The organism is Paraburkholderia elongata, from assembly GCF_013177735.1.
Classification (GTDB): Bacteria; Pseudomonadota; Gammaproteobacteria; order Burkholderiales; family Burkholderiaceae; genus Paraburkholderia; species Paraburkholderia elongata.
Genome location: NZ_WOEZ01000161.1, coordinates 43,177 through 59,637, shown reverse-complemented (window position 1 = coordinate 59,637; position 16,461 = coordinate 43,177). Strand labels below are relative to the sequence as shown.

Annotated in this window: 13 protein-coding genes and 1 pseudogene; 7 read left to right on the top strand and 7 right to left on the bottom strand. The window is 62.9% G+C overall.

What is annotated here, in order from left to right; translation table 11 throughout:
- The 3 genes from GNZ13_RS28680 to mprF form a co-directional block, all read right to left on the bottom strand.
- The coding region (locus tag GNZ13_RS28680; protein ID WP_172170855.1) for a pyridoxal-phosphate dependent enzyme at positions 1-451 on the bottom strand (451 nt) is incomplete at its 3' end.
- 293 nt (positions 452-744) lie between these two features.
- Positions 745-2,010 (bottom strand): virulence factor family protein, encoded by a 1,266-nt coding sequence (locus GNZ13_RS28675; RefSeq protein ID WP_172170853.1) that lies wholly within the window; start codon positions 2,008-2,010, stop codon positions 745-747.
- Positions 2,007-4,559, bottom strand: coding sequence for a bifunctional lysylphosphatidylglycerol flippase/synthetase MprF (mprF, locus tag GNZ13_RS28670; protein ID WP_236002230.1), 2,553 nt, complete (start codon positions 4,557-4,559; stop codon positions 2,007-2,009). The genes GNZ13_RS28675 and mprF overlap by 4 nt, the downstream gene beginning before the upstream one ends.
- A gap of 198 nt (positions 4,560-4,757) precedes the next feature.
- Between mprF and GNZ13_RS28665 the strand changes: the two genes are divergently transcribed.
- Positions 4,758-4,952: a hypothetical protein gene (locus GNZ13_RS28665; protein ID WP_172170851.1), complete on the top strand. Its 195-nt coding sequence runs from the start codon at positions 4,758-4,760 to the stop codon at positions 4,950-4,952.
- Positions 4,953-5,098: 146 nt separating this feature from the next.
- On the top strand, positions 5,099-5,641 hold the full coding sequence (locus GNZ13_RS28660) for a PaaI family thioesterase (protein ID WP_172170849.1): 543 nt from the start codon (positions 5,099-5,101) through the stop codon (positions 5,639-5,641).
- A 34-nt stretch (positions 5,642-5,675) separates the two neighbouring features.
- Here GNZ13_RS28660 and GNZ13_RS28655 read toward each other — a convergent pair whose 3' ends face one another.
- The gene (locus tag GNZ13_RS28655) at positions 5,676-5,828 is read right to left on the bottom strand and encodes a hypothetical protein (protein ID WP_172170847.1); all 153 of its coding nucleotides are present in this window, start codon (positions 5,826-5,828) and stop codon (positions 5,676-5,678) included.
- 235 nt (positions 5,829-6,063) lie between these two features.
- Here GNZ13_RS28655 and GNZ13_RS28650 point away from each other — a divergent pair, with 235 nt between their 5' ends.
- On the top strand, positions 6,064-7,461 hold the full coding sequence (locus GNZ13_RS28650) for an MFS transporter (RefSeq protein ID WP_172170845.1): 1,398 nt from the start codon (positions 6,064-6,066) through the stop codon (positions 7,459-7,461).
- A 35-nt stretch (positions 7,462-7,496) separates the two neighbouring features.
- Here the strand turns inward: GNZ13_RS28650 and GNZ13_RS28645 are convergent, their stop codons facing one another.
- Positions 7,497-8,558 (bottom strand): NAD(P)/FAD-dependent oxidoreductase, encoded by a 1,062-nt coding sequence (locus GNZ13_RS28645; RefSeq protein WP_172170843.1) that lies wholly within the window; start codon positions 8,556-8,558, stop codon positions 7,497-7,499.
- A gap of 192 nt (positions 8,559-8,750) precedes the next feature.
- Positions 8,751-10,275, bottom strand: a pseudogene (locus GNZ13_RS54385) (methyl-accepting chemotaxis protein).
- A gap of 285 nt (positions 10,276-10,560) precedes the next feature.
- Between GNZ13_RS54385 and GNZ13_RS28635 the strand changes: the two are divergent.
- Together GNZ13_RS28635 and GNZ13_RS28630 are read left to right on the top strand one after the other, a co-directional pair.
- Entirely contained in the window at positions 10,561-11,670 is a 1,110-nt protein-coding gene (locus GNZ13_RS28635) for a porin (RefSeq protein WP_172170841.1), read from the top strand.
- Between the two features lie 5 nt (positions 11,671-11,675).
- Complete coding sequence (locus tag GNZ13_RS28630; RefSeq protein WP_407945672.1) at positions 11,676-12,794, top strand: nucleoside hydrolase; 1,119 nt, start codon at positions 11,676-11,678, stop codon at positions 12,792-12,794.
- Positions 12,795-12,859: 65 nt separating this feature from the next.
- Here GNZ13_RS28630 and GNZ13_RS28625 read toward each other — a convergent pair whose 3' ends face one another.
- Positions 12,860-13,786 (bottom strand): LysR family transcriptional regulator, encoded by a 927-nt coding sequence (locus GNZ13_RS28625; protein WP_172170839.1) that lies wholly within the window; start codon positions 13,784-13,786, stop codon positions 12,860-12,862.
- An 83-nt stretch (positions 13,787-13,869) separates the two neighbouring features.
- Here GNZ13_RS28625 and GNZ13_RS28620 point away from each other — a divergent pair, with 83 nt between their 5' ends.
- Both GNZ13_RS28620 and add read left to right on the top strand, forming a co-directional pair.
- Positions 13,870-15,216: an NCS2 family permease gene (locus GNZ13_RS28620; protein WP_172170859.1), complete on the top strand. Its 1,347-nt coding sequence runs from the start codon at positions 13,870-13,872 to the stop codon at positions 15,214-15,216.
- Positions 15,217-15,332: 116 nt separating this feature from the next.
- Positions 15,333-16,430 (top strand): adenosine deaminase, encoded by a 1,098-nt coding sequence (add, locus tag GNZ13_RS28615; RefSeq protein WP_172170837.1) that lies wholly within the window; start codon positions 15,333-15,335, stop codon positions 16,428-16,430.
- Positions 16,431-16,461 lie beyond the last annotated feature (31 nt).

Sequence of the window (16,461 nt, the reverse complement as noted above, 5' to 3'; positions counted from 1 at the left end):
CATGCCCGTACGCATCACTATAGGACTCGCCGAACTGCACCACCTCGACCGTCGCCCCGCCATGCGCGCGCACCGCATCGACCTTCACCTGCGGGGTCGTCACCGGTACAACGATGATCGCCTTCACCCCCATGCGGGCCGCCGACAACGCCACGCCCTGCGCATGATTGCCCGCTGACGCAGTAATGACGCCCCGCTGCAGCGCGTCCGCCGGAATGTGCGCCATCTTGTTGTACGCGCCGCGCACCTTGAACGAGAACACCGGCTGGTTGTCCTCGCGCTTCAGATAAACCGGATTGGAGAGTCGGGCCGACAGATTCGGCGCGCGTTCGAGTTCGGTCTCGCGGGCCACGTCGTAGACGCGCGCGGTCAGGGTTTTCTTCAGGTAATCGTGGCGCAACGCCACGTTGTCAGCGGCTTCAGCAAGCTGATTGAGTTCGTGTAACGGCAAGGCAAGCTCCTGTGCGGCAAGGACAAGTCAACAGAGAGATCACCAGGAGGCAGGCAGAAAGCGGACATAAAAAAACCCGCCTCGTGGGGCGGGTTAATGTCACTGCGATCAGACGCACGCTAACCCACCATTCGATGAATGGTGCTAATAATCAGCGCAATACGGATGTCGAGGCAGTTCATGCGGTTGATCTTCGTTGACTTGACGGGCTTTGTCAATCCCCGTTCGCTACATCGAGCCGCGTCGCCTGAGGGCCGCGCGCCGCTGCTGACGACGCGCTTCTCGCAGATGGACTAATTGCGCACGCCGCTTTGCTTTTTGAAGGCGTCCAGAATGCGCCGCTCCAGTGCGTTGTAGTCACGGCCGAAGTGATGATCGCCCGACGTGCGAATCACGGTGACGCCGGTGTTGGCCAGCGACGGACACAACGTGTCCTTCTCGTTCTCACCGTAGAAGCACTGCACGATTGCGGGCGGCACATGCGTCAATTCGGGCTGCACCTTCAAGGCCTTATCGCTCGCCGGCATGCCGAGCCAACCGCCGACACGGATCTGGAAATCGGCGTCGGGTGCAAAGCCTAGCAGCGCAATCAGCGACACTTTCGCACGCAGCGCTTCCGGCAGGCGGTTATAGGCGAACGGCATCACGTCGGCACCGAACGAATAGCCGACGAGCGCAATATGCTCCACGTGCCAGCGCGCCCCATAGGTTTGCATCACGCGTGCGAGATCGCGGCTCGTCTGCGCCGGGGTCCTTTCGCTCCAGAAATAACGGAGGCTGTCGATACCGATCACCGAAACGCCGTCTTTCTGCAAGGCGAGCGAGATGGTCTTGTCGAGATCGCGCCAGCCACCGTCGCCGGAAATCACAATCGCCATCGAGCCGTTCGGATGCGCCGCCGGCAATTCGATCAGCGGCAGATCGGAGACGTCGTCATCGCTCGTCGACATCGTCTGCAGATGCGGCGTGACCATCGCAACGAGTCGCGTGCGATCACCGTTGCCAGGGGTCGCCTTTTCGACGAAGCCCGGCACCTTGTCGCGGATGATCGTGGGGTCCGGCGGGCACGGTTGAAAGCGCGGATCCAGATTGCGCTCGGCATCCACCGAGACCGCGCCGGCGACCGTATTCGACGGCGCCTGGTCGAGCACATGCATCGCTAGCGTCGCGCCCTGCCCCGTACCGGCGACGATCGGCGCGAAATAGCGGCTCGATTGCGATTGCCGTTCGAGTTGATGACTCAAGGCTTCAGCATCGCCCACCAGTTGATGGCAGGCTTCTTTTTTCGCGCTCAAATTGGCTGCATAGCGCGCCGTATCTACGCCGACGGTCAACGCACCGGCTTTGGCGAGCGCATCGGCGGTTTGCTGATCGGCGGCACTCCAGCCGGTGGCCGGCGAATAGAGCACCACGAAGCCGCGCAAGGAGCCGACCGGCTGCGTAACTGTCACGTCGCCATAGCGGCCACCGGACACGGTGGTGGTTGCGGCAAAGGCGGCCGCGCTGCCAACAACGAGACTCGCCGCAACGGCGAGCCTGAAAAACGGATGCAATGTCATGAACGCCGGCCTCCTGCCAGCAATGACAGGTCCGCGAGCGTGAAGAACACGCCCACCGAACCCGACGCCGCGAGATAGCGCGGCTCCCAATGCGGCTGGAACTTGCTCTTGAAAGCACGCAGTCCGCGGAAGTTATAAAAGCGGCCGCCGAAGCGCCACACGATGCCCGCCAGCCGATGCCAGCGCGATGCGAGCGGTGTCGGCTGCATGCCGGAGAGCGGCGCGATGCCGAGACTGAGCGAGCGGAAACCCGCCTGCTTCAGATGCAGCGCCAGTTGGGTGAACAGATATTCCATCGCATACGGCGACGCGCCTTCCACGTGACGCATCACGCCAACAGTCGCTTCAGTGTTCATGTCGGTCGTCATGAAGGTCACAAACGCGGCCGGCTCGCCGTTCTGGCGCACCAGCATCACGGATTGCGCGGCGAGGTACTCGTCGGTAAACGCGGCCACAGAGAAGCTCTTTTCGCGTGCGTCGCGGCTATCGAGCCAGCCGTCGGAAATCTCGCGCAGCGTTTCGAGCGACGCCGGCACGTCAGCCTGATCGATCACTTCGACGGTAAAGCCGTCACGCTCGCCACGTTTGAGCGCATAGCGAAGATGCGCGCGATGCGAGCCCTTCAGGTCGAAATCGTCGAGCACTACGTGGGCCTCTTCGCCGAGCTTCATCAACGTGAGGCCGGCATCGAGATAGAGCGGCAAGGCGTTGGCGCGCACCTGATAGAACGCCGCGCGGCCACCATGCGCGTGCGCGAGCGCGACGAACTTGCTGATCAAGCCGGCCCACTCCTCGCGCGGACCGACCGGATCGTGCAGCGCGGCCCACGTGCGGCCATTTTTCGCGTACATCAGGAACGCTTCGCGCGATTCGGAAAAGAGGAAGCTCTTATCGCCCATCAGCGCGAGACCGGCGTCGCTACGCTCCTGCGCCCGCACGATGCGCGCCGCGTCTTGCAGATCTTGCGGAGCGGGCATCACGAAACGGCCCGCTGCGGGCCGCAGCAACTGCCAGAAAGAGAACGTGGCGGCGAACAGGCTGGCGGCCAGCGTCGCGCGCAACGCACGCGGTGCGCGTTCGTCGAAAGCGAATTGCCACCACAGGTCGCGTGTATATGGCACGTCCCGGAACGCAAACAGCATCACCCACACGGCGAGCGCGAGCACCATCGCCACCGACACCAGCCAGCCCGCCGTAAAGCGCTCGGCAAACAGCGACGAATGACGGTTGAAACGGCGGCGTGTGGACAGCAGCAGCGCGATCAGCATGCCGAGCACGCCTGCTTCCACGAATGCAAGACCTTTGGTCAACGACAGTGCGAGGCTCAGCACCGCCAGCAGCAAGGTCATCCACCACGCGGCATCCAGACGCCGCAGCAAACCGCGCGCGACGAACAACAGCAGCACGCCGAGCACGCTGCACAGCATCTGCGAGCTTTCGAGCACCCACAGCGGCAGCACGTCGCGCAGGATCAGGATGCGCTGCCAGAACGCGGGCGTCGCGCTGGAAATCACCAGCATGCCGCCGACCACGAAAGTCACGAGGCTCAGAAACAGCGGCGCGAGTTTGTATGCACCTGCCGCGTGCCGCAGCGGCAAACGGCTTTTCAGCGCGCGGCCTTCGAAGCCGGCGAGCAGTGCCGCCGAGACGATCAGCGGGACGCCGAAGTAAATCGCGCGATAAGCGAGCAGCGCCGCGACCATCTGATGCGTTTGCACGCTGCCGTTCAGCGTGAACACCATCGCGGCTTCGAACACGCCGACGCCGCCCGGCGTGTGGCCGATCATGCCGAGCAGCATCGCGGCGGCATAGACGGTGATGAAGGTCACGAAGCTCACATCCGCATGCGGCAGCAGCGCCCACAACGCGAGGCCCGCGGCCACCACGTCGAGTACGGCGAGGGCCACTTGCGCGAGCAGGTCGCGGCGCGCCGGGATATCGAACGACAGCCACTGCCAGCGCGTGCGGATCGGGCGCGTTTCGCGGCGGCAGGCGGCCGCCGCGAGTCCGAGCGCGGCGAGCAGCGCAGCGCCGCTCCAACGCAGCGTGAGCGGCGGGAGATGCAGCATCGTCGCGAGCGGGTCGGCGAGGCACACCATGCCGAGCGCTGTCATCAGCACCAGTGCGAGCGCCAGTGAAACGCTCGTGAACACGGTCATGCGGCCGATCTGTGCGGGCGTGACGTTCGACACCCCGTAGACGCGCGCACGCACGGCGCCGCCTGTCAAAGCGCCGAAGCCGGTCGCATTGCCGAGCGCGGAGCCCGCGGTCGCGCCGATCCACAGCGCCGCGCGCGGCACCGTGGCGCCGAGGTAGCGCAAGCCGACCGCGTCGCGGCCGACCAGCGCGATGTAGCTGAGCGCAGTCGCGCCGAGCGCCGCGGCCCACTCGCCCGCCGTCAGATGCCGCAGTTGGCGCATGACCGAGCGATAGTCGACGGCTTGCGAGAGATGTTGCAAGACGACCAGCAGCAGCCCGCAAATGACGAGTGCGAGCACGGGCGAGAGGATGCTCCGTTTGCCAAGCGCCTTCGATACACGGTCGAACATCGCGCCTAGCCGGTCGAAATTATTGTTATATCGGTGGAACATGGTCAATGCGGGCCTTGCGTAGAGCTGTCGCGGCGACGGGTCGTCTGCCACGGCGTCGCCTTGCTTCGGCGATTACAAATGGATAACGGCAAAGTGTGAAAAAGGTTGACAGTGTCAGCCAATGTCAGTCAATTCGTCGGGTTTTAACCTGGGCCGGTGATTGAAGCTGAACGCGCTTCGCGGCGTGACGGAGCAACATGCGCCGATAAAACGGTCGATATTGCCGATTGGCTTGCCGCGCTGGTGAGAACCGCTGCGCTCGGCAAGGGGCAGGATTTTAAACGCTTATTGAAGATCGCGAGACGAAGATTCGACATGGCGTCGATATCGCCCGGTCGCGCACCGATTTAAAGGCTGATTCGCTCCATCAAGTTTTTTTCGCTTCGCGTGCCGGCAATCCAGAGGCAGCCCTCCAGCGCCATGAAGCGGTTTGATGCTCTAATCGATGACGATGCATCGATTCCGAAGCACGCTTCCCTCAGGACAGGAGACACGGATTGACGAACGAAAATCAACTCGAACGCTGGCTCGCACGCGAGCAGGAAGTATTGGCGACACTTAACGCCGGACCGGGTCCCGGCGTCGCAAGCCCCGAACAGGTGGCGGGCAAGACCGGCCTGGAAGTCATGCAGGCGATGATGAACGCAGAACTGCCCTACGCCGCGATCGCGCGCACACTCGACTTTACGATCGTCGAAGTCAGTGCGGGGCGCGCGGTGTTTCAGGGCACCCCGCTCGCGCAGCATCTGAATCCACTGGGCACCGTGCACGGCGGCTGGATCGCCACCCTGCTCGATTCCGCGCTAGGCTGCTCGGTGCACACGATGATGCCGCCGGGCCGTGGCTACACCACCGCCGAGCTGAGCGTGAATTACGTGAAAGCCGTGACGCCGCGCGTGCAACGCGTGCGTGCCGAGGGCAAGGTGATTCATTGCGGACGGCAACTGGCGACGGCGGAAGCTCGCCTTGTCGGCCCCGACGGCACGCTTTACGCGCATGCCACGACGACCTGTCTGGTGTTCGAGATTCCGGGCCAGTAAAAGATACGATCGATACCGACCGTTGCTCGAACGCTTACTGCGGGCGGCGATGCGCTTCGGCAAGCACAGCGCAGTTTTGCAGATGCAGGTTGAGCGCATGCAGAGCCAGTGCGCGGAGCTTGCCCAGCCACGAGTTGTTAGCGGCGGGTGCAGTACGGACGGTAGCGACGTTGGAAGCGGTGTTCATGGCGGACTCCTATATAGGGTTTATACCTAGGCAATAACCCGATTATAGCGATCCCATGCCGCACCGCAACAGATATCAATAATGTCGCCGGCATGTTGTTCGACGGTCACTTCAGCGATCCGGGTAATCTCGAAAAGGGGCGGCATCAGGCGGTGCGCTATTAACCATCCGCACCGTACAGGTGCAATAATGCCCCCTTTGCCTGCGACCTTCCGCCGCAGACCGCCCGTCTCTCATGACCGTCGCCCAGAAACCCCTGATTGCGCCTCTCATCGTCGCATGCGCGATGTTCATGGAAAGCGTCGATGCGAATGTGATCGTCACCGCCTTGCCCGCCATGGCGCGCGACTTCGGGCGCGATCCGGTCACGCTGAAAATCGCGGTGACGAGCTATGTGCTTGGTCTTGGCGTCTTTATCCCGGTATGCGGCTGGCTCGCGGACCGCTTCGGCGCCCGCACGATTTTCCGCACCGCAATCGGCATCTTCGTGACCGGCTCGCTCTTGTGCGCCGCGTCGAACTCGTTGGCCACCTTCACCCTCGCCCGTTTCGTGCAAGGCGTCGGCGGCGCGATGATGGTGCCGGTCGGGCGGATCATCATCTTCCGTGTGGTCCACAAGTCCCAGTTCATCCGCGCGATGAACTATCTGAGCGTCCCTGCACTGCTCGGACCGGCAGCCGGGCCACTGCTCGGCGGCTTCATCACCACTTATCTGCACTGGCGTCTGATCTTCTTCATCAATGTGCCGATCGGCATTCTCGGTATCTATCTGACCAACCGGCATATCGCCAACACGCGCGAACCGGACCCCGGGCCGCTCGACTGGATCGGTTTTTTTCTGTCGGCGGCCGGCGCGGTGCTGCTTCTGCTCGGACTGTCGCTAGTCGGCGGCGAACTCATTTCGAATCGGGACGCGTTCGGCATGTGCGCAAGCGGCGCGGTTCTGCTGCTGGGCTACGTCGCGTACGCTCAGCGCGTCACACTCCCGCTGCTCGATCTGCGCTTTTTCAAAGTGCCGACTTTCCAGGCGAGTGTGCTTGGCGGATCGCTGTTTCGCATCGGCCTCGGTGCGTTGCCCTTTCTGCTGCCGCTGATGCTGCAGGAAGGACACGGCATGAGCGCGTTCGAATCCGGCCTGATCACCTGCGCGTCCGCGTTCGGCGGCATGTTCATGCGCACGTTCGCCTCGCGCGTGCTGCATCGCTTCGGCTTCCGTTCGGTGCTGGTGGTGAACGCGGCGTTGTCAGGGATATCAATCGCGGCGTGCGGGCTGTTTTTCCCTGGCACGCCGACCTGGATTATCTGGTTCGTCGTGTTGCTCGGCGGCTTCTTCCCCGCGCTGCAATTCACGAGCCTCAACTCGCTGACTTACGCGGAAATCGCCAGCCGCGACGTGGGGCGCGCGACGAGTCTCGGCAGCGTCGTGCAGCAGATGTCGCTCGGCCTGGGCGTGACGGTGGGCGGTATCGTGCTGCAGATTTCGCGTGTGTTGCACGGACATCTGAGCATCATGTGGTCGGATTTCTGGCCTGCGTTTCTGGTGGTGGGTTTGTGTTCGTTCGCTTCAATTCCGGTCACATTGCGCATGCCGCATCGCGCCGGGGAAGATATCTCGCGAGGCGGGCGAGGGTAAAGACCGGCCTTCTCAGGCCTTCTTACAGAGCACGCTCACCCTGCCGCGCCGATCTTTTCCGCCAGCTTCGCGTCGTAACTGGAATGGACATGCACCCGCTTTTTCTCCGGATAGGCGTAGGCGTACGCCTTGCGCAGCGCTAACGACGCCTCGTGAAAACCGGACAGAATCAGCTTCTGCTTGTTCGGATAGTTGGCGATGTCGCCGACCGCGAAAATGCCGGGCCGCGAGCTTTCGTAGTTAGACGTATCCACGTCGACGCGGCCGCCGTGGATCGATAGATTCCACTGCGCGATCGGCCCAAGATCGGCGACCAATCCGTACAGCACGACGAGGTGCTCGGTGTCGAGTTGTGTTTCGCCTTCGATATGCCGCAGCGAGATCGATTTCAACGCATCGTCCTCGACGTTGAGCCCCGAAATCGCGCCGACCACAAAATCCATCTCCCCTGCCTCGACCGCCCGCCGCATCGACTCGACGCTCGAATCCGCCGCACTGAAGCCCTTGCGCCGATGCACCAGCGTCACGCGCCGCGCGACCTTGCGCAATGCCAGCGCCCAGTCGAGCGCGGAATCGCCGCCGCCGGCGACCACTACCGTCTTGCCGGCGAAATCGGCGAGACGTGGCACGCTGTAGTGCACGTGACGCGACTCCAGCGGCACGGCTTCGGCAAGCGTCAGTTTTTGCGGGACGAACGCGCCATTGCCGGCGGCAAGCAGAATTGCCGCCACGTCGAACACGAGGCCGCGATCGGTGCGCACGGTCCAGCGCCCATCGTCGCGCTGCTCGACCGACTCGACCCGCTGCTCGAGATGGATCGGCACATCGAACGGCTTGCATTGCACCATCAAACGCTCGACCAGCTCGCGCGCGGTACACGAGGGAATCGCGGGAATGTCGTAGATCGGCTTGTCCGGATAGAGCTCAATGCACTGCCCGCCCACCTTGCCGAGCCCATCGACGATCTGGCATGACAGGCCGATCACGCCCGCTTCGAAAGCGGCAAAGAGGCCCACGGGGCCGGCGCCGACGATCAGTACATCGGAGCAGATCGGTTGCGAAAGCGGCTGCGAAAGCGGGTCTGCGGCGTGCGTCATTCGGGATCTCGTCGGGTAGGTCGATGATCCACCATACAGAATCGCCCGAAGCCCGGCAACGATGCCATTACAAGCGGTAAGGACGCTTGGGTTGCTGACATCTTCCTGAATCAAGGCACATGCCCTGGTGTTGCATGGACATGTGCCTGGCGATCCTAAGCGCTGAATGGCACCATTCAGCGCAATCTCAACTTAAAACACCGGCTCAGAAACTGCCGTATCGCGGTCGACTTTAAAGGCCGCGGTCAATTCGCTCAATTGCCGCGCCTGATCCGCCAGCGAGTTCGCGGTCGCCGCGCTCTCCTCGACCAGCGCAGCATTATGCTGCGTGACCTCATCCATCTGCGTGACAGCGAGACTTACTTGCCTGACGCCCTCGCTCTGCTCTTTGGAAGCAGCCGCAATCTCGCCAACAATCCGCGCGACGCGCCCGATTGCCGCTTCGATTTCCTGCATCGTATCGCCCGCTTCATTGACGAGCCCGGCGCCGCTCTCGACACGCGAAGTCGACTCCGCGATCAGCGCGCCGATTTCCTTCGCGGCCGCTGCTGAACGTTGAGCGAGACTGCGCACCTCGCCCGCCACCACGGCGAAGCCGCGTCCTTCTTCACCCGCGCGGGCGGCTTCGACGGCCGCGTTGAGCGCAAGAATATTGGTCTGAAAGGCGATGCCTTCAATCGCGGTAATGATGCCGGTCATCTTCGATGAACCCGCGTGAATCAAGCGCATCGTCTCAACCATGCTGCCGACCGAACTGCGTCCACGCGCGGCCATTCAATTGCACGGTCGACGTGAGCTGTTCCATCGCCGCCGCGGTTTCTTCCAGCGACGCCGCCTGCTCCTCCGTGCGTTGCGACAGATCGAGATTGCCCGCGGCGATCTGCTGCGTCGATGAAGCGATCGAATGCGAACCGGCGCGTACAGTGGTGACGGTCGCGCCGAGCTTGTCCTGCATGGACGCAACGCCGCGCAGCAGCGTCGCCATTTCGTCATTCGAACGGATCGGCACGTGCGTGGTCAACTCGCCGGCGGCGATGGCATCGAACTGGCGCAACGCATCGTTCAGCGGTCCCATGATCGCGCGACGCAACGTGCGCCAACTGATGAACGCCACCGTCAGACCCACCAGAATGCTGCCGATACACGCAACCAGGAGCGTGTGAAACAGCGTGGCCGAGCGCTCGTTCGCGTCGCTCGCCTGCTGGCTCAGATAGTCCTCCAGCGCGCTCTGGCTCGTATTCATCGCCGTGTAAAGGCCGATCAGGTGATTCGCGCGGCTTTCGTCCATCCAGCTCGCGTCGCCCGTGCGGATCGCATCGACCAGCTTGTCGATGCCGTCGCGCCGCACGGCGGTGCGCTTTGCGTCGAGATCGTCGGTGAGACGTTGAAGTTCGGGCGTTTTCGGCAGATCGCGGAAGCTGTTCCACCACTTGTCGGAATCGGCCAGCAGCATGCGGGCACGGTCGAGTTGCGCGCCCAGTTGCGGCGAATGCGGATTGCTCATCGCCCAGTCGAGTCCGAAGCGCGCGCGTGACATCGCCGTGCCCGATTTGCCGAGCGCCACAACTGAAGCGAAATGCACCGTATAAGCGTCACGCTGCGCCGCGTTGCTTTCGTCCATCCCGAGGATGCCGAGCGCGCCGGTGGCAATCAGCAGCCCGCCGAGAAACGCGATGGTGATCGCGATCCTCAGATTGATGGTCAGGTTCTTGGTCATCGTGGTTTTTGTCGTTTTTGTTTCTTATATGGAACATCTACCCGTATATGGAAAGTATGGCGATTCGCACTGGCGCGAAAAAATTAAATTTGCGAGGCGCGGCAAACGCGCAACAAGCCCGTAAACCATGTTTCGCCGGTGGTCGACGGAGGCCTCATTGAATAGATTCAATTTATGGAACTATAAGAAAACAACATTATTTTTATAGCCGACGACTTCGTATAGTCGAGCCCAGTTCGAATGCGCCCTACGCTCGGCGCCCTCCTTTCCCGCTACTGGACCACGATGAAACTACTCAAGTTCGCCCCTCTCGCGATTGCCGGCGCGCTTTCCAGCGCCGCCCATGCACAAAGCAGCGTGACGCTGTATGGCCTGATTTCGGCGGGCGTCGGCTATGCGACGAATCAGGGCGGCAAGAACGCGTGGCAGGCACTCTCGGGGACCAACCAGAATCCGCGCTGGGGTCTGAAGGGCGTGGAAGATCTGGGCGGCGGCACGACCGCGATCTTCCAGTTGGAAAACGGCTTTAACGTGATGACCGGCACGGCATCGCAAAACGGCCGCGAATTCGGCCGGCAGGCGTTCGTGGGGCTCGCCAGCAAGACGTTCGGTACGTTGACCTTCGGCCGTCAGTACGACACGGTGCACGACTACGTCGGCCCGGTGATCATCGCGAGCAATGGCGTGAACATCGGCGACAACGACAACGGCTATAACGACATCCGCGTGCAAAACGCGGTGAAGTACGTGACACCCGACTATCGCGGCCTGAAGGCCACAGCCGAATACGGTTTCAGCAATGCCACCGGTTTCGCCAACAACAATGCGTACAGCTTCGGTGCCGGTTACGAGAACGGCCCGCTCAAGTGGAGCGTGGTCTACGCCCAGTACAACAACCCGTTTAGCGCGACCAATCCGGACGGCGCGATTTCGAACGACTACGCGTCGTCGCTTCTGATCTTCGCGAAGAGCGCGCTGCATCCGGCCGCGTATGCGAGCAAGCAGCGCATCTTCGGCACAGGCGGCTTCTATACGGTCGGTCCCGCGCAATTTGCAGCGCTCTTCACCGATGTCCGCTACGATTATCTCGACGGTTCGCATCTGCATTTGCAGAACTACAACCTGAACCTGAACTACCACGTGAGCCCTGCGTTCATTCTCGGCGCAGCGTATGCCTTCACGGACGGCAAATACGATGTGATCAACACGAGCCCCAAATGGCATCAGGTCAATCTGCAAGCCGACTATTTCCTGTCGAAACGCACCGACGTCGCGCTGACGGTGATCGCGCAGCAAGCCGCTGGCGACGCGCAACACGCGCAGATTTTCGCCTACGCTCGATCCACCGGCATACGCCAAATGATCGCGACAGTCGGCATGCGCCACGTGTTCTGACGATGATGAACTCCTTCGATCCAACACAAGACCGGCGCGCGTTTTTGCGCACGGCCATGGGACTGGCTGCGGGTGCGTCGGCGTGGCCGATGTTTGCAGGCGCGGCAACAGGTGTTGCCGACACCGCTAACGCGGCAAGTGGCACGTCCTCGTCGACCGACACCGCTTTGCAAAGCGGCGCTCGTCGCAGTGTGATCATCGATTGCGATCCCGGTCAGGATGACGCGATTGCCATCCTGTTCGCCCTCGGCGCGAGCGACCGGCTCGATGTGCGCGCGATCACGACGGTCGCGGGCAACGTGCCGCTCAATCTCACCGAGCGCAACGCCCGCATAGTGCGTGACTGGGCCGAGCGCACGCAATCGCTGCCGGTGTACGCGGGCTGCCCTCGTCCGCTCACGCGCGAGCTGGTCACAGCCGCCAACGTGCACGGCAAGACCGGTCTCGAAGGCGTGCCGTTACATGAACCGCTAGCGCCTCTCGCGCCGCAGCACGCAGTTGCCTTTCTGATCGACACCTTGCGCGCGGCGCCGCCGCATAGCGTGACGCTGTGCGCGACCGGGCCGTTGACCAACCTCGCCACCGCGTTCACCGAAGCGCCGGAGATTCGCAACGGCATCCGCGAAATCGTGCTGATGGGCGGCGCCTTCTTTGAACGCGGCAACATCACGCCCGCGGCCGAATTCAATATCTACGTCGATCCGCAGGCTGCGCAAGTCGTGTTTGCGAGCGGCGTGCCGATCGTCGTGCTGCCGCGCGACGTCGCCGTGAAAGCGCCGATCACGCCGGCACGGATCGCGCCGATTCGCGCGCTCGGCAATCGTTGCGGCACGATGGCCGCCGACATCATGGCCGCGGAAGTCGCGTATCAGAAGGGACGCCGGGGCGTTGAAGAAGCGCCGATGTACGACCCCTGCGCGACCGGCTACCTGATCGAGCCGTCGCTATTCAAAGGACGCGAGGTCAACGTAATGATCGAGACCGTCGGCGAATGGACGCTCGGTGAAACCGTGGTGGACTGGAGCGGACACAGCGGCCGTAAGCCGAACGCGACCTGGATCACCGAAGTCGACGCGGACGGTTTTTATGCCGCCTTGCGCGCACGGCTCGCTACGTTGCCGTGAGCCGGCAAACCCTTGAACCCGTAAAGGGCTCGACAGCGGCCATGCATGCAGTGCGCCTTGCGTCGTCAGATATGCGCGGCGATCCACTCGCGGCAAGCACGCACGTGCGGGCCGCGATCGCCGCCGGCGAGCGAAATGAGTGCGATCGAACGGGTGACGCGCGGCTTGTCGAGGCGCAATGCGACCAGTTCCGTGTCGTGCAGATGCATGGTGTAGAGACTGGGCAGCACCGCAATCGCCAGACGGTTGCGTACGAGTTCGTACAAAGGCTCGGTGTACTCGACGCGGTACGCGACCGTCAGCTGCAAACCTTCGGCGCCCCCGGTACGCTGCAGCGCGTCGCTGACGCTGCCGCGCACGAACACCGCCAGATCGCGGCCCACCAGCTTTGCCCACGCAAGGCTCTTCTTCTGCGCGAGCGGATCGTCGCGCCGCACCACCACCAGGATCTGATCCTCGAACAGATCCTGGTAGCGCAACGCGGCTTCGCCGTCGCTGTCCGCCGCGGCCGCATCGGGCTCGTGCACACCGACGCCGAAATCGGCCGCGCCCTGGCGCACGGCATCGATCAAGGCCGTGTTCGGCATGTCGTTCAGCGTGAAGCGCAGCGACGGTTGTTGTGCGCGCAACGAGGTGAGCGCCGGCAACAGGCGCGCCGCAGCCGATGGAATCAGCCCGATGCGCACCGTCTGCACGCGTTCGGCGAAGGTGCTCGCCATATCGTCGAAGGTGCCGCGCGCCTGATTGAGCAGGCGCTCAGCGAGCGGCAGAACGCTGGCGCCCGCATGCGTGAGCGTCAGCCGATGCGCCGAGCGCGCGAACAGCGGGCCGCCGAGCAGGAACTCGATCTGCCGGATCGCCGCCGTCAGCGCAGGCTGCGTCAAGGCGAGCGACTGCGCGGCCTGCGTGAAGCTGCGTGCATGCGCGAGCGTGACGAAGTACTGGATTTGCCGCAGTGTGAGCGCGGGCAGCAGGGACGAACGGTCGGTCATGGAGAGCAATACATCGACACAATGCGCAGCAGTATAAATGGCGTGGTTACAGGATGAACCAATTGATCAACAACGAATTTTCAATGCCGAAGACCAACAACCCGGCACACGTCACGCGTGGCGGCTGGCTCGAACGGCGTTTCGCGCTCGCTGAGCGCAAGACCAGCGTGCGTATCGAAACGATCGCCGGCATCACGTCGTTTCTCGCGGCCGCCTATTTGCTGGTGGTGATTCCGTCGCTGCTGTCGGCGGGCGGCATGGATCGCGGCGCGGCGACTACAGCGACGATTCTCGTGTTCGTGCTGAGCACGGTGCTGATGGCGCTGTATGCAAATCTGCCGTTTCTGGTGGGGCCCGGCATCGGCGGTTCGGTGATTCTCGGCATTACGCTAGCGGGCGAGCACGTCGCATGGCAAACGGGCCTGGGCATTGCGTTCGTGTCCGGTGTGCTGTTCCTGATCCTGACCCTGGTGGGCGCGCGCAGCCTCGTGGTGCGCTTGATTCCAGCGCAGATCAAGCTCGGGCTCGGGGCCTCGATCGGTTTGTTCATCGCGGTGCTCGGCTTCCGTAACGCCGGGATGGTGATCGCCAACGCGAAGACCAATGCACTCGCGCTCGGCGATTTTTCGCGGCCCGGCACGCTGGTGGCATTGATCGGCCTCGGCGCGGCTGTCGTGCTGCAGGGCCGCCGCGTGCCCGGCGCAATCTTGTGGGCGATCCTGATTGCGGCTGGCGCCGGTGTGCCGCTTGGCGTCACGCATATGCCCGCGTCGTTTCTGTCGTGGCCGCATAGCATCGCGCCGATCGCGTTCAAGCTCGACATTGCGAGCGCCTTGAGTGTGGCCGCGATTCCGTATCTGTTCGTGTTCTTCGCGGCGGAGTTTTTCTCGACGCTCGGTACCACGCTCGCGGTCGGCGCCAAAGCGGATCTGCTCGACGAAAACGCGAATCTGCCAAACATCAACCGCCCGTTTCTCGTCGATTCGGTTGCCGCGACGCTCGGTCCGGTGTTCGGCATTCCGGCGCTCACCGCGCTGGTGGAATCCGCGGCAGGCGTTGAAGCGGGTGGGCGCACCGGCCTCTCCTCGCTCGCCGCGGCCGCGATGTTCGCACTGATGCTGTTGTTCGTGCCGCTCGCTCTGGCCATTCCGAAAGAAGCGACCGCCCCGGCGTTGATCCTGATCGGGCTGTCGATGTTCAGCACGATTCGCCACACGCATTTCGACGATTTCAGCGACTCGCTGCCCGTTCTTTCGATGGTGCTGCTCACGCTGATGTCGAACAGTTTCGGCACCGGCATCGCGGGCGGCCTGCTCTGCTATGTTCTCGTCAAGCTGCTCGTCGGACGTTTCCGTGACGTACCGTGGGGCCTCTATGTGCTGGCCGTGCCGCTCGGCTATTACTTCTATACCGTGGTTAGGCCGCATTGAGTTCTTCACCTTAGTTACCCCACCTGGTTACCTAACGCAGTTGCACGTTTTCATTCTGCATTCGTACTAAACTGAGTTTGCGTCGAGTTTTACGCACTACCGAAAAACATACCGACATGAAAGAGACATTGGGCAATGTGCCCGCATCGCGCCTCGGCATTGCGCTCATCGACGCGCATCGCGCCTTCTTCACCGCCCTGCCGAAGGTTGAGTTGCATTGCCACCTGCTGGGCGCGGTGCGTCACGAGACGTTCATCGCGCTCGCCGAAAAGAGCAACGCGCCGATCGAGCGCGAAGAGATCGACGCGTTCTATACCCGCGGCGAAAAGCCCGTCGGCGTGCTGCGTGTGCTGCGCGCGCTCGACGAGCATCTGCTCACGCATGCAGACGACCTGCATCGCATCGCCTACGAATATCTCGCCGATGCCGCTGCGCACCAGGTGCGTCATAGTGAATTCTTCTGGAATCCTACCGGCACTGTGCGCGTTTCGAAGATTCCCTATGCGGATGCGCAAGCGGCCATTGTCACCGCGATTCGCGACGCCGCGCGCGACTTCGGCATCAGCGCGCGACTGATCCCGAGCATCGACCGCGAAGCCGATCCCGACGAAGCGATCGCGCTGGTCGACTGGATGTGCGCGCATCGCGCAAAGGAGGTGGCGGGCCTCGGCATCGACTACCGCGAGAACGACAGGCCGCCTGAGTTGTTCTGGAAGGCGTACCGCAATGCGCGCAACGCCGGCTTCAAAACCACCGCGCATGCAGGCGAATTCGGCATGCCGTGGCGCAATGTCGAGACGGCCGTCGACCTGCTGCAATGCGACCGGATCGATCATGGCTATACGATCGTCGACAACCCGCAGTTGGCCGCTCAATACGCGGAGCGCGGCATCGTGTTCACGGTGGTGCCGACCAACTCCTACTATTTGCGCACGCTTGCCCCCGAAGTCTGGGCCGAACAGCATCCGATGCGGCGCATGCCGGGCCTGGGCCTGAAAATTCACCCGAACACCGACGACCCGACGCTGCACAAAGTGACGCCGAGCGAAGCATGGCAATTGATGCATAGCCACTTCGGCTTCAGCATCGCCGAGTTGCGGCAGTTCATGCTGAACGGCATCGACGGCGCATGGATCGACGAAGCGACGCGCCACGCATGGCGCGCAGCGTGGGGCGCGGAGTTCGATGCGTTAGCGGCAACCTTGCCTGCTTAAGTGGAACAGCGCCTCGGGTCGCGCCACCCAC

Bases quoted from the DNA above. Each gene is read 5' to 3' on its own strand.
- GNZ13_RS28630 (WP_407945672.1), top strand. From the start codon at position 11,676: ATGAACTCCTTCGATCCAACACAAGACCGGCGCGCGTTTTTGCGCACG.
- GNZ13_RS28655 (WP_172170847.1), bottom strand. From the start codon at position 5,828: ATGAACACCGCTTCCAACGTCGCTACCGTCCGTACTGCACCCGCCGCT.
- GNZ13_RS28675 (WP_172170853.1), bottom strand. From the start codon at position 2,010: ATGACATTGCATCCGTTTTTCAGGCTCGCCGTTGCGGCGAGTCTCGTT.
- GNZ13_RS28635 (WP_172170841.1), top strand. From the start codon at position 10,561: ATGAAACTACTCAAGTTCGCCCCTCTCGCGATTGCCGGCGCGCTTTCC.
- GNZ13_RS28625 (WP_172170839.1), bottom strand. From the start codon at position 13,786: ATGACCGACCGTTCGTCCCTGCTGCCCGCGCTCACACTGCGGCAAATC.
- GNZ13_RS28650 (WP_172170845.1), top strand. From the start codon at position 6,064: ATGACCGTCGCCCAGAAACCCCTGATTGCGCCTCTCATCGTCGCATGC.
- add (WP_172170837.1), top strand. From the start codon at position 15,333: ATGAAAGAGACATTGGGCAATGTGCCCGCATCGCGCCTCGGCATTGCG.
- GNZ13_RS28620 (WP_172170859.1), top strand. From the start codon at position 13,870: ATGCCGAAGACCAACAACCCGGCACACGTCACGCGTGGCGGCTGGCTC.
- mprF (WP_236002230.1), bottom strand. From the start codon at position 4,559: ATGTTCGACCGTGTATCGAAGGCGCTTGGCAAACGGAGCATCCTCTCG.
- GNZ13_RS28645 (WP_172170843.1), bottom strand. From the start codon at position 8,558: ATGACGCACGCCGCAGACCCGCTTTCGCAGCCGCTTTCGCAACCGATC.